This is a genomic window from Rhizobacter sp. OV335, assembly GCF_900142965.1.
In the GTDB taxonomy this organism is placed as follows: Bacteria; Pseudomonadota; Gammaproteobacteria; order Burkholderiales; family Burkholderiaceae_C; genus Rhizobacter.
Map to the genome: position 1 here is coordinate 206282 of NZ_FRCQ01000007.1, position 18856 is coordinate 225137.

Below are 18856 nucleotides of genomic sequence, written 5' to 3' on the forward strand. Positions count from 1 at the left end.
CGCCTGCGCGGCCGCGAGCGCTAGCCCAGGACCTTCTTGATCACTTCGATCAGCTTGGCGGGATCGAAGGGCTTGACCAGCCAGCCGGAGGCCCCGGCGGCGCGGCCGGCCTGCTTCATGCTGTCGCTGGACTCGGTGGTCAGGATCAGGATCGGCGTCGTCTTGAACTTCGGGTTGTCCCGAAGTTTTCGTGTCAGGCCGATGCCGTCCAGGCGGGGCATGTTCTGATCGGTCAGCACCAGGTCGAAATCGTTGCTCGACGTCTTCTCGTAGGCGTCCTGGCCGTCGACCGCGTCCACGACGGTGTAGCCCGCGCTCTTCAGCGTGAACGACACCATCTGACGCATGGACGCCGAATCGTCGACGATGAGGATGGTGGGCATGGGGCGCTTCCAGTCTGTGTTGAGGGACGCCGGGCCACTGTACTGACTTTCACTGCAAACCGAACCATCTCGTCGCTGCAGGCTCGACATCGCCAGGGGCCGCTGCCGTGTCGGATGCCCATGCGACGAAGCCGTCCGGACGCACCAGCAGGGCCGTGAGCCCGAGCTCGTTCGTCGCGCCACCGGCCACGTAGCGGATGCTATCGCTCCAATCCGCGATGGCTTGCCGCAAGGGTTGCGAGCCGTCGAAATCGACCAGCACGCCGGCGCCGGCCCGGAGGTGGAACGCGAGCCTGCTGCCATCGGCGAACTCGACATCCGGGGCGCTGCGGCCGACCAGCGGGTGACCGCCGCCCAGGTCGTAGTGCAACGACACGCCCCAGAGCTGCTCGGCGAACCAGGTGGCCCCGCCCGGCGTATCGGCAAGGCCGCGGACGATGCCCTCCAGGGCCCGCCCGTGCGCGTCGGGCCGCATGACGGCGGCTTGCGCCCGTGTCCAGTCCAGCAGCCACTCGCCGACCGGGTGCCGCTCGGCGTGGTAGGTGTCGAGCAGGCCGGCGGGCGCGTTGCCCCGCACGGTGGCGGCCAGCTTCCAGCCGAGGTTCATTGCATCGCCCAGGCCGGCGTTCAGGCCCTGGCCTCCGAGCGCGGAGTGGATGTGCGCGGCGTCTCCGGCGAGAAGCACGCGGCCCTTGCGGTAGGTGGTCACCAGCCGCGCGCGGTCGGTGAAGCTGGTGGCGAGGTGGACCGACGACAGCGTCACGTCTGTGCCCGACACCCGGCGAAGCACCGCCTGCAGGTGCTCCGGGGTGATCGCTTCCGAACGGTCGAAGGCGCCGCCATCGAAATCGGCGATCGCGAGGCGACCGGGCTCGTTCATGTAGAAGCCCGCGGGCGTCGCGTTGCGCCCCGGTCGCAGCTTCTCGGGGTCGGCGATGTCCACCAGCGCCGAGTACGCGGTGAACTCCGGCTCGGTGCCCGGGAATTCGAAGTCGGCCAGCTTGCGCACCGCGCTGCGGCCGCCGTCGCAGCCGACCAGCCACTTCGCGCGGAACGAGAGCCCGTTGGCGTGGACAGCGACCTCGTCGCCGTGGTCGTCGATGCCGGTGACCGCATGCCCGCGCCGGATGTCGACCCCGAGCGCGACGGCCCGGGCAGCCAGCACCGACTCCACCGACCCCATGTCGGCCGCGAAGGGGTTCGATGCCGGGTTCGGCAGGTGGTATTTCCAGCCGGACCGGTCGATCCTGGCGGCGTCGATCGCGATGCCGGCGAAGTGCCCGGCCCGCGGTTGGCGCGGAGCGCCGGTGGCCATGCTGAGCTCGTCCAGCAGCCCGCGGCGATGGAGCGCCTCGGCGGTGGCGATCGACAAGCCGCGGGTGCCGAGCGGCGGCGCCTTCAGCGGCGCTTCGGGGCTTTCAGCGCGTTCGAGGACCAGCACGTCGAGCTTCGCGAGCGCGAGTTCGCAGGCGAGGAAGAGGCCGACCGGGCCGGCGCCGGCAATGACGACGTCATGCAGGCAAGAGGAAGAAGATGAAGACGAGGAAGTCATGAGGTGATCGATCGGAAGGGGGCGCCAGGAAGCTCCACGGCGGTCGCGGCGGCAACGCGCAGTGGCTCAGGGCAACGAAATCAGGAGGGCGATCGCGACCCGGAACTGGCTAGGCAGTTCAACGCGGACGACGATTCGACGGTGCGAAGGAAGAGGGGATTCGCTGACTTGTGGGCAGCACCGTGGGGTGGGATGTGCCGGGCGTGCCCGATGCGGAACGCATGGGGCGTGGGGCGATTCTATCGACGCCTCGTCGCAGCGCTTAAAGTTTGGCGCCATGGCGCTCGCCTCGCTGACCACAACCCCCTGGGCCTACCCCGCGCTCGAAGCGACGCACATCATCGGCATCGCGCTGCTGCTCGGCAACCTGGTCGCGCTCGAGGTGCGCGTGTTCGGCCACGCGGCCGCGCTGCCGGTGCCGGCGCTGGCCCGGCTGTCGCTCACGCTGGCGCTGATCGGCTTCTCGCTCGCGGCCACCAGCGGCCTGCTGATGTTCGCGACGCAACCCGGCGAGCTGCTTGCCAACCGGGCCTTCGTGACCAAGATGGGCCTGCTGGCGCTCGCCGGGATCAACGCCGCCTGGTTCCACCGCCGCGGATCGCTGCGCAAACTCGACACGGCGGCGCGGCTACAGATGCTGGTGTCCACTGCCCTCTGGATCGCGGTGGTGGTCTGCGGTCGCTGGATCGCCTATTGAGGGATCGAACGCCACCGTCAGCGCCACCATCAGCCCCAGGAGTCACGCCATGCTGTTGAGCCGCCGCCAGTTCGCCGTTCTCGCCGCCATCACGCCGTGGGCCGTGCGCCCGGCATCGGCCCACCATGGGTGGAGCGGCTTCGACCAGGAGCGTCCGCTGTACCTCGAAGGGACCGTGATCGGCAGCAAGTGGCAGAACCCGCACGCCGAGCTGATGATCGAGCTGCCGGCCGGCCTCAAGCTGCCCGCCGGCCTGGCCAGGCGCGTGCTGCCGGCGCAGACCGCCGCCGTCGATGGCCCCGGCCTGCTGGCCAAGGCCACGCTGCCGCGGCGCAGCGACCGGCGCTGGGAGCTGGAGCTGGCACCGCTGACGCGGCTCGACGCCTGGAAGCTGGCCGAGATCCGCGCCGGCGCGCAGGTCTCGGCCATCGGCTACGCCAGCAGCGGCGAGCAGGGCGACGCGGTGATGCGCGTCGAGTACCTGTTCGTCGGCGACAAGGCCTACGGGCTGCGATCCAGCCCGGCCTGATCCTGTCCCCGCGTCACTGCTTCGGCAGGCTCGGGATCGCCTGGTTGCAGTCCCCCTGCAGCGGCAGGTTGCGGCACACGTACTGCCCGGCCGAGTTCTCGGTGGCCGCGCCGGCCGGTGCCGGCATGTGCACGCGCTGCTTCCAGATCTGCCAGAGCATGAAGCCGTCGTTCGAGCGGCCTTTGTTCTTGACGTAGTTCACCAGCGTCTCGACGTTGTAGTAGGCCGTCGCCATGTTGTTGCTGCCGTTCAGCATCTCGGCGTCGTACTGCACGCCGTTCGCCGGGATCTTCAGCACCGCGCCGCCTGCGCCTTCGGGCGCGATCTCCATGCCCATGTGGATCGGGCCGTTGTAGATCGCGCGGTACGACTCGTAGCCTTCACGCGGGTCGTAGTAGTCGCCGCCGTCGTACGACATCAGGTTGATGTGGCTGAGCTTGCTGCCGCGCGTCTTGACGGCGGTGTACATCACGCCGCCGAACGGCGAGCCCCACTGCACCTTGCCTTCTTCGAACGGCGAGCCCTTCACGTAGTACGCGCCCGTCGACCAGCCGGCCACCGAGATGCCGAGCTTCGCGCCGCGCGACTGGATCTCGGCGTAGGTCGCGTCGATGATGCCGACGATCTGCGCATCGGTGTTGCAGCTGAAGTTGGCGGCGTCCAGCTTGTTGCACGAGGCGCCGTTGACTTCCCAGTCGAGGTCGACGCCCGAGGCGCCCAGGTCGAGCGCGAGGTCGACCACGCCCTTCGCGTTGTAGTTGGCCCACTCGCTGCCCTGGCTGTAGGCCCAGCCGCCGAACGACAGCCAGACCTGCGTGCCGCGCGCCTTCAGTGCCGCGATGTTGTTGCGCAGGTCCTGCGCCTGCTGGGCGCTGAAGAAGCGCTGGCCGTTGTTGCCGGATGCCCCTTCGGCGAACTCGAAGCCGGCGATCGACTGGTCGAACGCGTAGCTGCCCTTCACATACGGGGTGTTGGGCTTCGCGAACGCCAGGTTCACGTGGGTGAAGTAGTTCGGGATGTTGGCCGGTGCCAGGTCGTAGAGGCTGGTGTTCCAGGTGCCGGAGTAGCCGATGTAGGCGCGTGCCGCCGGGGCGGGGGCCGGTGCCGGCGCAGGCGCCGGAGCGGGAGCCGGTGCAGGGGCGGGTGCCGGGGCCGGCGCGGGAGAGGGCGCAGGCGCAGGAGCCGGCGCGCCGCAGTCATTCACCTTGGTCCACGGCTGGCCGCTGCCGGCCGGTCCGTTGTTGGATGACGGGTTCTGGCCCTGGGTCCACCAGTTGGCCTTGTAGTTGACGGTGCCGACGCTGGCCTGCTGGCCGCCGCCGTACGCGGTCGCGGCGAGCCAGGCGGGCTGGCAGCCCGGGGCGGGGGCGGGCGCTGGGGCCGGTGCGGGCGTGGGTGCAGGCGCGGGAGCCGGCGTTGGTGCGGGGGCCGGCGCAGGCGCAGGTGTCGGCGCGGGGGCGGGTGCGGGAGCCGGGCCATCAGCCGCCCCGATGTCGGTCCACAGGCTGGCGGTGGTCGGGTTCCAGCCGGTGCTCGCGTAGTCGGTCTGCGCCACCGTCGCGCGGTAGTTGCGGCCGTTGTACGTCACCAGCGACCCGGCGGCGTAGAAGGTGTCGGCCTTCCAGGCGGGGTAGCTGGCCGCCTGGGCCGTGGCGGTGACGAGGACCGCGGCGAAGGCGCTGAGCAAGCGCATCTGGTTCGAACGCGGACTGGAAAAGGGGCTGTGGACGGGCATGGAGGGTCTCCGAGTGGGCGGGTCGGTACGGCGATCGGGACTCTAGCCGCTGCAATACCATTTGAGTACCACTTGAGGGATGAAAGTGGTAATGGTTTGTGCCCGCGAGGCGGAAAACGCGATCCAATAGCCGCGTCTCCACCACCGCGCATTTTTCGAACCGTGTCCGAGTCCTCGCTGGACCCCACCCTCGCTCTTCCCAAGTCTGCGCTGGCCCTGTGGGGCGACCGGTGGCCGCGGCTGCGACCCTGGCTGCTCGGCGCCATCGCGCTGGGCCTGGCGCTGGCCGTCGGCCTCGCGCTGCGCCAGCTGCTGCTGCAGGTGCACTACAGCGCGGTGATGGCGGCAGTGGCCACCACGCCGGCCTCGAGCATCGGCCTCGCGTTGATCGCCACCGCGCTCAGCTACCTCGCGCTCACCGGCTACGACAGCTCGTCGCTGCAGTACGCCGGCGCACGGGTCGCGCGCGCCACCGTGCTGCTGACCTCGTTCGTCGCCTATGCGCTGTCCAACACGATCGGGCTCGGGCCGCTGTCGGGCGGCGCGGTGCGCATGCGGCTGTACACCGCCGCCGGGCTGGAGCCCTCGCAGATCGGCAAGGTGATCGCGTTCAACGCAGCCGCCTTCGGGCTCGGCATGGCGGCGTTCGGCGCGCTCGGCCTGCTGTGGGGCGCCGACGAGGTCGGCGGCCTGCTGCACACCCCGCCGCTGCTGCTGCGCCTGCTGTCGGCGGCGCTGCTGGTCGGGCTGGCCGGCTTCATCTGGCTGTGCACGAAGCGCCGCGGCCTGCGCATCGGCCGCTGGAGCATGCGCCTGCCGACCGCCGAACTCGCACTGCGCCAGCTGGTGATCTCGGCGCTCGAGCTGTGCGCCTCGGCCGCGGCGCTGTGGTTCCTGCTGCCGGGCCAGCACCTCGCGCTGCCGACCTTCATCGCGTTCTACGCCATCGCCGTCACCGCCGGCATCATCAGCCACGTGCCGGGCGGCGTCGGCGTGTTCGAGGCGGTGATGCTGCTGGCCAGCGGCGGCAGCGTGCCCAGCGACGTGATGCTGGGCGCCTTGCTGCTCAACCGCGGCATCTACTACGTGCTGCCGCTGGTGCTGGCCACCGGCATGCTGGCGACCTACGAGCTGCGCTCCGGCGTGGCCGCGCCGGTCGGCCGCATGGCGGTGCACTTGAGCCCGCGGCTGATGGCCGCGCTGACGCTGGTCGCGGGGCTCTGGCTGATGGTCTCCGGCGTGACGCCGTTCACCGAAGACGCGCGCGAGATCCTGGCGCACCTGCACGTGCCGCTGCCGCTGATCGAGGCCTCGCACTTCCTCGGCAGCGTGGCCGGGCTGGGCCTGCTGCTGGTGGCGCGCGGGCTGCTGCACCAGCTCGACGCCGCCTGGTGGGGGGCGCTGGTGCTGTCGGTGATCGCCGCGGTGCTGGCGCTGCCCAAGGGCATCGCGGTCACCGAGGCCGCGATGCTGAGCACGCTGGCGCTGCTGCTGGTGATCTCGCGCAACCAGTTCGACCGGCGCTCGTCGCTGTTCTCGCAACGCCTCGAGCCCGAATGGCTGCTGGCGCTCGGCGGCGTGCTGCTCGCGTGCGTGTGGGTGCTGTTCTTCGCGTACCGCGAGGTCGGCTACAGCAACCGGCTGTGGTGGCAGTTCGAGCTCGACGGCCAGGCGCCGCGTTCGCTGCGCGCGCTGACCGGCGTCGCACTGATCGCGCTGGCCTACGGCCTGTGGCAGCTGCTGCGGCCGCCGGCCGGCGACGTGGCCGTCACGACGCCCGAGGAGATCGAGCGGGCTGCCGCGATCGTGCGCGCCAACCCGTCGTCCGACGGCTGCCATGTGCTGGTCGGCGACAAGCACCTGATGTTCTCGCCGTCCGGCCGCAGCTTCCTGATGTTCGGCAAGCAGGGACGCTCGTGGGTCTCGCTGTACGGCCCGTTCGGCGACGCGCGCGAATGGCCCGACCTGGTGTGGCAGTTCATCGAGCGGGCCAACGACCATGGCGGGCGCGCCGCGTTCTACCAGGTGCGGCCGGCCACGCTGCCGCTGTACCTCGATTGCGGCCTGCACGCGCTGAAGCTCGGCGAGTACGCCAACGTGCCGCTGCCCGATTTCAGCCTGAAGGGTGCCAAGCGCGCCAACCTGCGCACCGGCGTGAACCGCGGCGAGCGCGAGGGGCTGCTGTTCGAGGTGGTACCGGCCGAGGGCGTCGCCGCATGGCTGCCGCAGCTGAAGCAGGTCTCCGACGCGTGGCTGGCCGAGCAGCGCGGCCGCGAGAAGAGCTTCTCGGTCGGGCGCTTCGATGCCGACTACGTGCAGCGGCTGCCGGTGGCGATCGTGCGGCGCGACGACCGCATCCTCGCGTTCGCCAACCTGCTGACCACCGATGCCCGCAAGGATGCGAGCCTCGACCTGATGCGCCACCTGCCCGACGCACCGCCCGGCACGATGGACTTCCTGTTCGCGAAGATCATGCTGCACCTGCAGGCCGAAGGCTACGAGCGCTTCGGGCTCGGCATGTCGCCGATGGCCGGCATGGCCGAGCGCCGCCGCGCGCCGCGCTGGCAGCGGCTCGGGCGCTTGCTGTTCGAGCACGGTGACCGGTTCTACAACTTCCGCGGGCTGCACAACTTCAAGGACAAGTTCGAGCCCGACTGGGAGGCCCGCTACCTGGCCGCGCCGCCCGGGCTCGCACCGGTGTTCATCCTGGCCGACGTGGCCGCGCTGATCGGTGGCGGCCTCAAGGGAGCGATCGGACGATGAAGTGGATCCTCGCGATCGGGGCCGGCCTGCTGCTCGCGCACGCGGCGGCGCCATGCCACGCCCAGGCGCGGCCGAAGCCGATGCAGACGGCGCCCGGCACGGTGGCGCACGGCCTGTTCAACGACGTGCGCTTGTTCAAGCCGGCGGGCACGGTGCAGCAGTTCGTGTTCATGCTGTCGGCCAACGAGGCGCCCGATGCCGCCGAGCAGCAGGCCATCGACCGCATGGTGGACGGCGGCGCGCTGGTGGCCGCCGTGCCGCTGGCGCCGTTCTACAAGCGGCTGGAGAAACAGGACGGCAAATGCACGTATGCCGCAGGCGCCTTCGAGAACCTGTCGCGCCACCTGCAGGCCTACGAGCAGGTGCCGGGTTACCGGCTGCCGATGCTGGTGGGCACCGGTGCGGCGGCGCCGTTCGCGTATGGCGTGCTGGCGCAGGCGCCGGCGGGGAGCTTCTCGTCGGCGCTGTCGGTCGGGTTCTGCCCGAGCTTGGCGTTGAAGACGCCGCTGTGCGCGACGAACGGGCTGCGGTGGGCGGCTGCCGGCGTGTCCAATGCCGCCGGCTTCGACCTGCTGCCCGCGACGACGCTGGCCACCCCATGGGCCGCGGTGCCGGGCGCCGCATGCTCGGCCGACAGCGTGCAGGCCTTCGTGCAACAGGTGCCGAAGGCACGCTGGGTCGCCGATGGCCCCAACGCGTTCGCGACGGCCTATGCGCAGCTCACCGCGGTACAGCAAACGACATCACCGGCGGAGCCGCCCGCGCCCGGGCAACTGGCCGACCTGCCGATGGTCGAGGTGCCGGTGGCCGGTGCCGGCAAGCGCTTCGCGGTGCTGTTGTCCGGCGACGGCGGCTGGGCCGGCATCGACAAGGAACTGGCGGCCGCGCTCGCGGCGCAGGGCATTCCGGTGGCCGGCTTCGATTCGCTGCGCTACTTCTGGAAGGCCCGCACGCCCGACGGACTGGCCGCCGATCTGGACCGGCTGATCCGCTATTACGCGGCGCGCTGGCAGCGCTCCGAGGTGATCCTGATCGGCTACTCGCAAGGTGCCGACGTGCTGCCCTTCGCCGTCAACCGCCTGCCGGCCGCGACGCGCGCGACGGTGCGGCTCACCGCGTTGCTGGGGCTGGCGCAACAGGCGTCGTTCGAATTCCACTTCAGCAACTGGCTGGGCCCGAGCGGCGACAAGCCGATCCTGCCCGAGGCGCGCCGGCTGTCGGCCGCCGACACCTTGTGCGTGCAGGGCGACCGCGAGCGGAATTCGCTGTGCCCGAAGCTCGCGCCGGCGCATGCACGTGTGCTGCTGATGAAGGGCGACCACCACTTCGGCGGCGAGTACCAGAAGCTCGCGCGGCTGATCGTCGAGGCGGCGAGGTAGTCGTCCACCGCCCGGCGCCTGTTCACAGCGCCTGCGCGAGTGACTCCAGAAGTCCTCTGAGCCACATCTGGGCCGGATGCGTGTCGTTGCGCCGGTGCCAGAGGAGGTCGAAGACCACCTCGGGCAACGCGACCGGCGGCGGGAACAGGGCCAGGTTGCGACGCGCCGCCGAGTGCAGGGCCACGCGCTTCATGACCGTGGCCGTCATGTCGGTCCGGGCGACCACGGCCGGTGCCGCGAACATCTGAGGCAAGGTCAGCGCCAGCCTGCGGCGCTTGCCCACCTGGGCAAGGGCTTCGTCCACCAGCCCATGGCGGTCTCCCTCCGGGGAGACGAGCACGTGAGACAGCGACAGGAAGGCCTTCATGCTCATGCCGCGCCGGGCGCTCGGGTGGTCGCGGCGAACGATCGTGACGAACTCGTCGCGCAGGATGGGACGCGTCAGGATCCTGCTTTCCGCCTGGGTGGGTGGGACGCCGACGGCCGCGTCGATGGTGCCGGCGTCGAGCAGGTCGACGGCACTGTCCCGGCTCGAGAAACTGTGCACGCGCAGCGATACGCCGGGGGCCTTCTTCTCCAGCGCATTCACCAACGCCGGCAACAGCACGAAGGCCGGGTAATCCGACAAGCCGACGGTGAAATCCAGTACCGCCTCGGCCGGGTCGAACTCGGGCTTTTTCACCAGCACGAGCTCCAACTGCCGCAATGCCGTCGACACCGGTCCGGCGAGATCCCTGGCACGCGGCGTCGGCAACAGGCCTTCCGCACTGCGCAGGAACAGCGGATCGTCGAACAGCGATCGCAGGCGCGACAGCGCGGCACTCATCGCCGGTTGGCTGACGCCCACGCGCACCGCCGCGCGGGTCACGTTGCGCTCGTCCATCAGCGCATCAAAGGCCGCCAGCAGGTTCAGGTCGATGCCATGAAAATCCATGAATCAAATACTCGTATATACAAGCCATTTGTTGGACAGATGATAGACCGACACCGAGACTTCGCTCATCACTTCACGGACGGCCCTCAGAGGGTCTTCAACATGAGCAGCTCGAACCCGATCTCCCACGACTCCCACGACCAGGCTCGGCGCCACGCCGTCGAGCTGCTGTACCGGGCCTTCAGCGACCACGATCCCGACCTGATGGATCTCGCCGTCACGGCCGACTGGGACGACATCCCGCTGGCCCCCGGCCAGGGTCCGGGGCCGGAGGGTCTGAAGCCGATCATCCGCAGCGTCGTGGAGGCGCTGCCCGACGTGCACATCGCGGTCCACGACATTCTGCTGAGCGACGACCGCGCCGCGGTTCGTGCCGAGATCACCGGCACCCACCGCGGGCCCCTGTTCGGCATTGCCGCGACCGGCAGGAAGGTCAGCTTCCGCATCCACGAGTTCCATGAATTCGAGGGCACGCGAATCAAGCGCACCTGGCACCTGGAGGACTGGTTCGGGTTGTTCCTGCAGCTCGGCGCATTTCCCGCCTTCGGCAACGACTGACGCCCCAGGGAGCATCCACCATGAAAGCTCTTCGCATTCACGCATTCGGCCATCCGAGCCAGTCCGTGCTCGAGAACATCCCGTTGGCCGGTCCGGATCCAGGGCAGGTGTCCGTCCGCATCGAAGCGGCCAGCGTGAATCCGCTGGACCTGAAGATGCTGGCCGGCCACATGCAGCAGGTCTTTCCGGTGAACCTGCCCTACACGCTGGGGACCGATCTGGCCGGCGTGGTGGAGCAAGCCGGCCCGGGTGTCGACCGGTTCAAGCCTGGCGACCGCGTCGTGGGTCGGCTGGAGCCGACGGTCGGCGGCGCGTTTGCGCAGGCCGCGGTCATCCCCGTCCAGGCCTTGAGTCCGATGCCGGCCGACATGAGCTTCGAACAAGCCGCGGCGTTGCCGACCGCTGCGGGCACGGCCTGGCGGGCGCTGTTCGGCGAGGGCGGTTTGCAGGCGGGTCAGCGCGTGCTGATCCATGCGGCCGCGGGGGGTGTCGGCGGCTTCGCGGTGCAATTTGCGAAGCAGGCGAAGGCGCATGTCATAGCGACCGCTTCAGCGCGCAACGTCGGCCTGGCCAAGGAACTGGGCGCCGACGACGTGATCGACTACCAGCACCAGGATTTCTCTGCCGTGCTGCGCGAGGTGGACCTGGTCATCGACACGATCGGCGGCGAGACGCTCGAACGCTCCTGGCAGGTGCTCTCGGCCACCGGCGCCGTGGTGAGCACCGTCGACTTCGCCATCCAGGCACGGGGGCGTCGACAGGGGTCGTTCGTGTTCTTCAACCACGATGCCACCACGCTGGACAAGATCCTGCAGTGGTTCAAGGACAAGCGCTTGCAGATCGTGCTGGACACCATCCACCCGCTCGACGACGCGCGCGCGGCGCTGGAGCAGGTGGCTGCAGGGCACGCTCGCGGCAAGGTGATCGTGCGGGCCGCGCGATGAGGACGGTCAACTCTCGATGACACGCTCCGGCAGGCGCACCTGGATCGTCGTGCCTTGCCCCGGTGCCGCCGTCACGACGAGCGTTCCGTGCTCGGCTTCGACGCGGAAGCGCATGCCGAGCAGGCCATAGGCCGAGGTCGACGGCGAGCTGGTGTCGAAGCCGACGCCGTCATCTCGCACAGTCAGCTCCACCAAGCCGTCGCTGGACACCAGGTCGACCCAGAGGTTCGTTGCCTTGGCGTACTTGCTGATGTTCGTGACGGCTTCCTGAACGACCCGGTAGACCACCAGCTCCGCGGCCGGTTCGAGCTGCACCACCGACAGCGCGCAATGCACCTTGATGCCGGAGCGCTCGGCAAAATCGTGCACCAGGATGTCGAGCGTGACGGCCAGCCCGAGGTTGCTCAGGCTCGAAGGACGCAGGTTCTCGATGATGTTGTGCTTCAGCGCGATGCCCTTGTTGAGCATGTCGACCAGGTGCGCCAGTCGCTCGACCGCTTCGGGCGCGCTCTCGATCAGGCGGGGCTTGATGCGTGCGGCATCGAGCTTGGCCGAGATGAGCAGTGCCCCCATCTCGTCATGCAGGTCGCGCGCCAGCCGGGCGCGTTCTTCTTCACGCGCCGTCTCGATGTGGTGGGTCAGCTTGACGAGCTGCGCCGTGCGAAGCGCCACCTCGACCTCCAGCCGCTCGCGTTCGATCTGCACCACGCGCTGAAGCTCCTGCTTGACGCGTTCCTTCTCCTGCTCGAGCGCCAGGCCCTGGCGCAGGTACATGAACAGCACCACCAGGCCCGCGGCGCTCAGCGCGCCCGCGCCGAGGCGGTTGAGCAGCAGCGTGCGATGGATGTCCGCCTGGCTGTCGAGTGCGGCGGTGCGCAGCTCCTGCAGGCTGCTCTTGCCCGATCGCAGCGCAATGAGCTGGTCCAGCACGCGCGTCGATTGCCAGTAGGAGCTTTCGCCGATCAGCACCGTGGACAAGGCCGCGACGAAGGCCACCGGAAGCAGGATCGGATTGCGCCGGATGACGTCGCGGATGTGCATGAAGATGCCCCGCCTCGTCGTGCTCATCGAGGGTGCTCCGGCAGTGCGGGGGAAGTTCATGGTGGGCTCCGATGGACATGGAGCCTACCACCCGTTCTGCGGCCCTCGCGTTCAGCGTTCGCTCGCCAGCCAATGCGCGCGAAGTTCGTCGTTGAACGCCGTCCAGCGCTCTTCCGGCAGGAACAGCCGCGCGCCGGCGAATTCGACGCGCTTGCGCGTGCCGGGGATCGTCTCGGCCAGCCAGTGCGACCACTTCAGGTCGAAGTACACGTCGTCGGTGCCCCACACGATCAGGGTCGGCGCCCGCAGCGTCTTGAGCCGGGATTCGACGGCCACGGTGTGCGCGCAGTCGAAGGCCGCGAGGAAGCGCTTCAGGTCGTTCGTGCGCTGCTCGCTGGCCAGGTGCGTGCGCAGGTACATCTCGATGGTGGCGTCTTCCACCTGTGCGGCGTCTTCATACGCCGGGCCCAGCGCGTTGGCCGAGCGGTAGAAGTTCTTGTCGGCGAGCATGGTTTCCAGCGCGCCGCGCAGGCCGCCGGAGGCGGACAACGCGAGAAAGGGCTTGAACGCTTCGGGCGGCCAGTTGTCGTGGGTGTCGCAATCGGTCAGCGTCAGGCTGCGCACGCGCTGCGGATGGTGGGCCGCGAAGATCAGCGCCATGCCGCCGCCGCTGTCGTTGCCCACCAGGTCGACGGCGCTGATCTTCAGTGCATCCAGGAACTGCGCCAGCATCGTCGCGTTGGCGGTCGACGACACGTCCTGCGCCGGATCGATCTCGGTGGCGCCGTGGCCCAGCAGGTCGACGGCGATGCAACGCCGCGTCGCGCCCAGGTGGGCGAGCTGGTGGCGCCACAGGTAGCCGTTGACCAGCACGCCATGCACGAACAGTGCGACCGGGCCGCGGCCCTGTGCCACGTACGCGATGCGGCCGGAGGGCGTGTCGACGTACTGGCGTTGCGCTTCGAATTCCTTCGGGGTGATGAACTTGGACACGGGTGTGCTCCTGATGGGTTGGTGAGTGCGCAGCGTAGGCAGCGGCGGCGCGGCCGGCTTGGCAAAAACTGCTGTCGCCAGGCTCCTAGAATCGATGCGAATCCACAACGCCGGCACGCCATGTCCGCTGCTCTGTCCGAAGGCCTGTTCGCCGACCGCAATGCCGACCGCGATGCCGACCGCAACTACCGCCCGTTGCGCGGTGCATGCGGCCTGCACCTGATGCGCTGCGAATGCCGCGCCGGTGCCGATGAGCGGCCGCGCGACGAGGAACACCAGGCGTTCTCGGTGACGCTCGTCGAGCGCGGCACCTTGAGCTACCGCACCCGCGCCGGGCGTGCGCTGCTCGGCGCCGGCTGGCTGATGCTGGGCAACCCCGGCGAGGGCTACGTCTGTTCGCATGAACAGGGCGACGGCCTGGGTGACGATTGCGTGGTGCTGTCGCTCTCGGAGCGGGCGCTGGACGACGCGTTCAGTGCCCTGGGCCTCGCGGGCTCGAGCCTGCGCTTCGGCCGCGCCGCCTTGCCGCCGTCGCCGCGGGTGTCCGCGCTGCTGGGCTCGCTGGGTGTCGATGGCGGCGAGGGCTTCGCGCTCGAGGAAGCGGCGCTGCGGGTGATCGGCATCGTCCGCGGGGCGCTCGACGATGGCGCGGCGCCCGCGGCGCTGCCTCGGCAGGACGAGCGTGCGCTGGCTGCCGCGCACTGCATCGAGCGTCGCGCGGGAGAGCCGCTGACGCTGGACGACGTGGCCGCCGCGGTCGGGCTGAGCACCTTCCACCTGATGCGCATCTTCAAGCGCTCCATCGGTGTCACGCCGCACCAGTACCTGATGCGCATCCGCCTGCTGCGCTCGATTGCGCTGTTGCGCGACACGGCGCAGCCGGTGACCTCGGTCGCCTACGAAGCGGGTTGGTCCGACCTGTCGAACTTCACCCGCACCTTCCAGCGCGATGTCGGTTGCACGCCGGGCGAGTACCGGCGCGGCGACCGGAAATTGCTCAAGGGCGCGCGGTCGATTCGCACTGCGGGCTGAGTGGGCACGCGGGTTGCCGCGTCGTCCGGGGCGAGTATTCTTTCCGCCCGCTTCACAGGAGATGAACATGCCCAGCAAGAAGATCCCGAAGAACACGATCTGTCTTTGGTACGACGGCACGGCCCTCGATGCGGCGCGCTTCTACGCCGAGGTCTTTCCCGACAGCGCGGTCGGCACGGTGGCACGCGCACCGGGCGATTTTCCGGATGGCAAGCAGGGCGACATCCTGACCGTCGAGTTCACCGTGCTGGGCATCCCGTGCCTGGGCCTGAACGGCGGGCCGATGTTCAAGCACACCGAGGCGTTCTCGTTCCAGGTCTCGACCGACGACCAGGCCGAGACCGATCGCCTGTGGAACGCGATCGTCGGCAACGGCGGCCAGGAAAGCGCCTGCGGCTGGTGCAAGGACAAGTGGGGCCTGTCGTGGCAGATCACCCCGCGCGTGCTCATCGAGGCCCTCTCGGACCCCGATCGCGCGGTGTCGAAGCGCGTGTTCGACGCGATGATGAAGATGGGCAAGATCGACGTCGCCGCGATCGAGGCCGCGCGGCGCGGCTAGCGCATCGCCGATCGGCGTTCAGCGCGCCGCGGCCAGTTCGGCCCACAGCGCCTCGAGCGCGGCCGAGCGGTAGCCGCGCCGCTGCAGCAGCACGGTGTCGCAGTCCTGCAGCGGCACCAGCCGCAGCGCCGGCGGCGCGGCCATCAGCGCCAGCACCGAGCGCGGCACCACGCCCGCGCAGTGGCCGCCGGCCACGCAGGCCAGGATCGCGTGGTACGAGGCCAGCTCCAGCACGCGCGGGCCGGCGCCGTCGCGCGTCATCCACGTTTCGCCGATCTGCCGGTAGGTGCAACCCGGCGCAAAGGCGGCCAGTGTCACGACCTGCAGGTCGGCCGCGCTGCGCACCGGCGGGTGCCCGGGCGGCAGCGCCAGCAGCAGCGATTCGGTGAAGACCGGCGCGGCCTCCAGCGCGGGGGGCAGGGCGTCGATGCCGGGCGATGGCAGCGCCACCAGCGCGCAGTCGATCGCATGGGCGGCCACGGCGTCGACCAGCGCCCGCGTCGGCCCGGTGCGCAGCTCCAGTTGAACGTCGGGCCAGCGCGCATGCAGCCGGGCCAGCGGGCCGGGCAGCCGGCTTGCCGCGGTGCTCTCCATCGAACCCAGTCGCAGCCGGCCGCCGGGGCGCCCCGGCAGCAGCGCCTGCCGCGCCTCGTCGGCCAGCGCCAGCAGCCGCATCGCGTAGCCCTGCAGCGTCTCGCCCTCGGCCGTCAGCGCCATGCGCCGGCCTTCGCGCAGGAAGAGCGTCACGCCCAGGTCTTCCTCGAGCTGCTGCACCCGGGTGGTCACGCTCGACTGCGCGCGCTGCAGCACCTCGGCCGCACGGGTCACGCTGCCCTCGCGGGCCACGGTGCAAAAGATCTCCAGCGCCACCAGGTCCATGAATTCTTGTTTCGAGATTGATTTTGAAAATAGAATCGCGAAACGAGATGATAAACCGCCGCCCGCCCCGGCGGCAACCGCATGGAACACGAGCTGTTTTCTTCTTCCGTTGCTTCTACCGCGCTGCGCGACCGCCCGATGCTGGTGGCCCTGGCCGGCATGGCGGCGCTGGCCTCGGCGATGGGCATCGGCCGTTTCGCTTTCACGCCGCTGCTGCCGATGATGTTGCACGACGGCGTGGTCGATCTGGCCGGCGGCAGCTGGCTGGCCACTGCCAACTACATCGGCTACCTGCTCGGCGCGCTGGCCTGCATGGCGCTGCCGTGGCTGGCACGGCGCAGCGGCAGGGTGCCGGGTGCCGCGGCACTCGCGCGCAGCGGGCTGGTCGCCACGGCGCTGCTGGCGCTCGGCATGGCGCTGCCCTTCAGCGGCAGCTGGCCCGCGCTGCGGCTGGTGGCCGGGGTGGCGAGCGCGGTGGTCTTCGTCAATGTGTCGGGCTGGTGCATGGGGCGGCTGGTGGCGCTGGGCCGGCCGGCGATGGGCGGGCTGATCTTTTGCGGGCCGGGGCTGGGCATCACGCTGAGCGGGCTGTCGGCCAGCGCGATGGTGGCGCTGGAGTGGCGGGCGGCCGCCGGCTGGGCGGTGTTCGGGCTGCTGGCCACCGCGTTGTGCGCGCTGGTGTGGCCGGTGGTGCAGGGCGCTGCCGCGCCGCGCAGCACGGCGGCGCCGGCTGCCGCTGCGCAGCCTGCGCCACCGCGTGCCGAGCGTGCGCTGCTGACGGCGGCCTACGGCCTGGCGGGTCTGGGCTACATCGTCACCGCCACCTTCCTTCCGGTGATCGCGCGGGCCGTGCTGCCGGCCGGCTCCGCCTGGCCCGACCTGTTCTGGCCGATGTTCGGCGCCGGGGTCACGGCCGGTGCCGTGCTGTCGACCCGCACGCCGTCGCACTGGGATCGCCGCTGGTTGCTGGGCGGCTGCTACGCGATGCAGGCCGCCGCGATCGCGCTGGGCCTGTTCTGGCCGGGCGCGGCGGGTTTTGCGCTGGGCAGCCTGCTGCTGGGCGTGCCGTTCACCGCGATCACCTTCTATGCGCTGCAAGAGGCGCGGCGGGTGTGGCCGGCCGCGGGTGACAGCTTCACCGGCCTGCTGACCGCCGCCTACGGTGTCGGCCAGATCGCGGGGCCGCCGATGGTGGCGCTGCTGCTGCACCACAGCGCGACGCCGGCGCAAGGCTTCCAGCAGGCGCTGGCCGCGGCCGCGGCCGCGTTGGTGGTGGGCATCGCGTTGTATGCCGCGATGGCGCGGCGCTGGCCGCTGCGCGCTTGATGCGCATGAGGGCAGGGGCCTGAGGGTTGGTGGCTGACGTTTGGTTGCACACGGGCGCATCTCCGTCATTCGCCGGTCAACCTTGCGCATGGGGGGCATCTCAGAATCGCGCTGCCTTGAGGACTGGCTCGAGACCGTGAAAGATCAGAATGAAAAAGGCTTCCCTCCGTTCGCATGGGATCAGCAGCTTGCTGATGTCCTTGTGCTTGACCGCCTGCGGCGGATCGTCGGGCGACGAGGCGTCTGCGCCGGTTGCGGCGGCACCGGCTCCCGCGCCAGCACCGGCACCGAGCCCGGCACCAGCACCAGCACCAACCCCCGCGCCCGCGCCCGCGCCCGCGCCCGCGCCCGCGCCGGCCCCAACCCCTGCACCGACGCCTGCTCCTGCACCCGCTCCGACGCCTGCACCGGCACCGGCACCGGCACCGGCACCGGCACCGGCACCCGCACCCGCACCCGCACCCGCACCCGCACCCGCACCCGCACCCGCACCCGCACCCGCGCCTGCACCCGCACCCGCGCCTGCGCCTGCGCCTGCGCCTGCGCCTGCGCCTGCCCCCACTCCGGTGGTCGACCAAGGCAGCACGCTGACCACCTGGGCCCCCGCCGGCACCACCGAGAAGCCCACCGTCACGCCCGGCACCTGGCGCGCGGGCGGCCCGAACCCGGAGCAGGCCAGCTTCAAGCTCGTCAAGGAGTCGGCCCACTTCGCGTTCTATTCCGACGAGACCGTCTCCGACGCCGACCTGACCCTCGCGGCCACCACGCTCGAGAACACCGTCTGGGAGAACCTGTTCAACTCGAATCTGTTGATGCCCGAGCCGTTCTTCAACAAGACGGACAAGATCAAGCCGGCCATCCACATCCATTCCGACTGGGGCCTGACCGGCGGCGCCTGGGTCGACAACGCGCGTGGCCTGCACCTGGGCATGTGGATCGCGCCGGCCGCGCTGAAGGACCACTGGGGCCTGACGCACGAGTTCACGCACGGCTGGCAGTCCTGGGCCGGCAACAACGGCGGCCTCGAGTGCTACCAGTCGAACACCTGCGGCTGGCTCTTCGAGAGCCACGCGAACTTCACGCCGCACCAGCTGCCCGAGTACCAGGGCAACGCACACTGCTCGGAGATGCTGCCGAACGCGCCGCACCTGTACCTCGGCTCCACGCGCGACCGCTACTGCAACTGGCAGTTCATGGAATACCTGAAGGACAAGTACGGCCCCGGCGCGGTCACGCAGATCTGGACCACGGCCGGCGCCGATCCGCTGACCAACATCCAGAAGTCGCGCGGCTGGACGCTGCCGCAGCTCAACGACTTCATCGGCGACTGGGCGATGCACAACGTGGTGTGGGACTACAAGGCCACGCCCGACACCTTCCGCAACACCTACGGCAACATCACGCTGACCGACAGGGCGGAGCGCCTGCACCGGCTGATGCCGCTGGAGGCGCTGGACAGCAACTGGGCGACCAACCGCCGCTTCGCGTCGCCGTTCTACGGCGCACCGCAGCGCTTCGGCTACAACGTCGTGCGGCTGTACCCGACCAACGG

Annotated in this window: 18 protein-coding genes; 10 read left to right on the forward strand and 8 right to left on the reverse strand. The window is 70.1% G+C overall.

Annotation, left to right across the window (positions count from 1 at the left end; genetic code table 11):
• Positions 1-20 precede the first annotated feature (20 nt).
• Positions 21-383 (reverse strand): response regulator, encoded by a 363-nt coding sequence (locus tag BUE42_RS10265; RefSeq protein ID WP_073464932.1) that lies wholly within the window; start codon positions 381-383, stop codon positions 21-23.
• Between the two features lie 49 nt (positions 384-432).
• Positions 433-1935: an FAD-dependent monooxygenase gene (locus tag BUE42_RS10270; RefSeq protein ID WP_073464935.1), complete on the reverse strand. Its 1503-nt coding sequence runs from the start codon at positions 1933-1935 to the stop codon at positions 433-435.
• A gap of 277 nt (positions 1936-2212) precedes the next feature.
• On the opposite strand from BUE42_RS10270, the gene BUE42_RS10275 reads away from it, so the two are divergent.
• Together BUE42_RS10275 and BUE42_RS10280 are read left to right on the forward strand one after the other, a co-directional pair.
• Entirely contained in the window at positions 2213-2632 is a 420-nt protein-coding gene (locus BUE42_RS10275; RefSeq protein ID WP_073464938.1) for a hypothetical protein, read from the forward strand.
• A gap of 49 nt (positions 2633-2681) precedes the next feature.
• Positions 2682-3161 carry a DUF6152 family protein gene (locus BUE42_RS10280; protein WP_073464940.1) on the forward strand — a complete coding sequence of 160 codons (480 nt, stop codon included), beginning with the start codon at positions 2682-2684 and terminating at the stop codon, positions 3159-3161.
• 13 nt (positions 3162-3174) lie between these two features.
• On the opposite strand, the gene BUE42_RS10285 is transcribed toward BUE42_RS10280, so the two are convergent.
• Entirely contained in the window at positions 3175-4896 is a 1722-nt protein-coding gene (locus BUE42_RS10285) for a carbohydrate-binding protein (protein WP_200798933.1), read from the reverse strand.
• Positions 4897-5058: 162 nt separating this feature from the next.
• Here BUE42_RS10285 and mprF point away from each other — a divergent pair, with 162 nt between their 5' ends.
• Both mprF and BUE42_RS10295 read left to right on the forward strand, forming a co-directional pair.
• Positions 5059-7659 carry a bifunctional lysylphosphatidylglycerol flippase/synthetase MprF gene (gene mprF / locus BUE42_RS10290; RefSeq protein WP_235002230.1) on the forward strand — a complete coding sequence of 867 codons (2601 nt, stop codon included), beginning with the start codon at positions 5059-5061 and terminating at the stop codon, positions 7657-7659.
• Complete coding sequence (locus BUE42_RS10295; RefSeq protein ID WP_073464944.1) at positions 7656-9038, forward strand: virulence factor family protein; 1383 nt, start codon at positions 7656-7658, stop codon at positions 9036-9038. The genes mprF and BUE42_RS10295 overlap by 4 nt, the downstream gene beginning before the upstream one ends.
• Positions 9039-9060: 22 nt before the next feature.
• Here BUE42_RS10295 and BUE42_RS10300 read toward each other — a convergent pair whose 3' ends face one another.
• On the reverse strand, positions 9061-9972 hold the full coding sequence (locus BUE42_RS10300; protein ID WP_073464946.1) for a LysR family transcriptional regulator: 912 nt from the start codon (positions 9970-9972) through the stop codon (positions 9061-9063).
• Positions 9973-10074: 102 nt separating this feature from the next.
• Here BUE42_RS10300 and BUE42_RS10305 point away from each other — a divergent pair, with 102 nt between their 5' ends.
• Together BUE42_RS10305 and BUE42_RS10310 are read left to right on the forward strand one after the other, a co-directional pair.
• On the forward strand, positions 10075-10530 hold the full coding sequence (locus BUE42_RS10305) for an ester cyclase (protein ID WP_073464949.1): 456 nt from the start codon (positions 10075-10077) through the stop codon (positions 10528-10530).
• A 20-nt stretch (positions 10531-10550) separates the two neighbouring features.
• Positions 10551-11474 (forward strand): NADP-dependent oxidoreductase, encoded by a 924-nt coding sequence (locus BUE42_RS10310; protein ID WP_073464951.1) that lies wholly within the window; start codon positions 10551-10553, stop codon positions 11472-11474.
• A 6-nt stretch (positions 11475-11480) separates the two neighbouring features.
• Here BUE42_RS10310 and BUE42_RS10315 read toward each other — a convergent pair whose 3' ends face one another.
• Together BUE42_RS10315 and BUE42_RS10320 are read right to left on the reverse strand one after the other, a co-directional pair.
• Complete coding sequence (locus BUE42_RS10315) at positions 11481-12542, reverse strand: sensor histidine kinase (RefSeq protein WP_073464953.1); 1062 nt, start codon at positions 12540-12542, stop codon at positions 11481-11483.
• Between the two features lie 84 nt (positions 12543-12626).
• Positions 12627-13508, reverse strand: a complete 882-nt coding sequence (locus tag BUE42_RS10320; RefSeq protein ID WP_235002235.1) for an alpha/beta fold hydrolase — start codon at positions 13506-13508, stop codon at positions 12627-12629.
• Between the two features lie 120 nt (positions 13509-13628).
• Between BUE42_RS10320 and BUE42_RS10325 the strand changes: the two genes are divergently transcribed.
• A complete protein-coding gene (locus BUE42_RS10325; protein WP_073464955.1) occupies positions 13629-14540 on the forward strand; it encodes a helix-turn-helix transcriptional regulator in 912 nt (303 codons plus the stop codon).
• 67 nt (positions 14541-14607) lie between these two features.
• Positions 14608-15099 carry a VOC family protein gene (locus BUE42_RS10330; RefSeq protein WP_073465016.1) on the forward strand — a complete coding sequence of 164 codons (492 nt, stop codon included), beginning with the start codon at positions 14608-14610 and terminating at the stop codon, positions 15097-15099.
• An 18-nt stretch (positions 15100-15117) separates the two neighbouring features.
• Here the strand turns inward: BUE42_RS10330 and BUE42_RS10335 are convergent, their stop codons facing one another.
• Positions 15118-15978 (reverse strand): LysR family transcriptional regulator, encoded by an 861-nt coding sequence (locus BUE42_RS10335; protein ID WP_073464957.1) that lies wholly within the window; start codon positions 15976-15978, stop codon positions 15118-15120.
• An 81-nt stretch (positions 15979-16059) separates the two neighbouring features.
• On the opposite strand from BUE42_RS10335, the gene BUE42_RS10340 reads away from it, so the two are divergent.
• Positions 16060-17304: a YbfB/YjiJ family MFS transporter gene (locus BUE42_RS10340; RefSeq protein WP_073464959.1), complete on the forward strand. Its 1245-nt coding sequence runs from the start codon at positions 16060-16062 to the stop codon at positions 17302-17304.
• A gap of 180 nt (positions 17305-17484) precedes the next feature.
• Here the strand turns inward: BUE42_RS10340 and BUE42_RS32980 are convergent, their stop codons facing one another.
• The gene (locus tag BUE42_RS32980; RefSeq protein WP_159445397.1) at positions 17485-17820 is read right to left on the reverse strand and encodes a hypothetical protein; all 336 of its coding nucleotides are present in this window, start codon (positions 17818-17820) and stop codon (positions 17485-17487) included.
• A 50-nt stretch (positions 17821-17870) separates the two neighbouring features.
• Between BUE42_RS32980 and BUE42_RS10350 the strand changes: the two genes are divergently transcribed.
• A partial coding sequence (locus BUE42_RS10350) for a DUF6055 domain-containing protein (protein WP_200798934.1) occupies positions 17871-18856 on the forward strand: 986 nt, incomplete at its 3' end.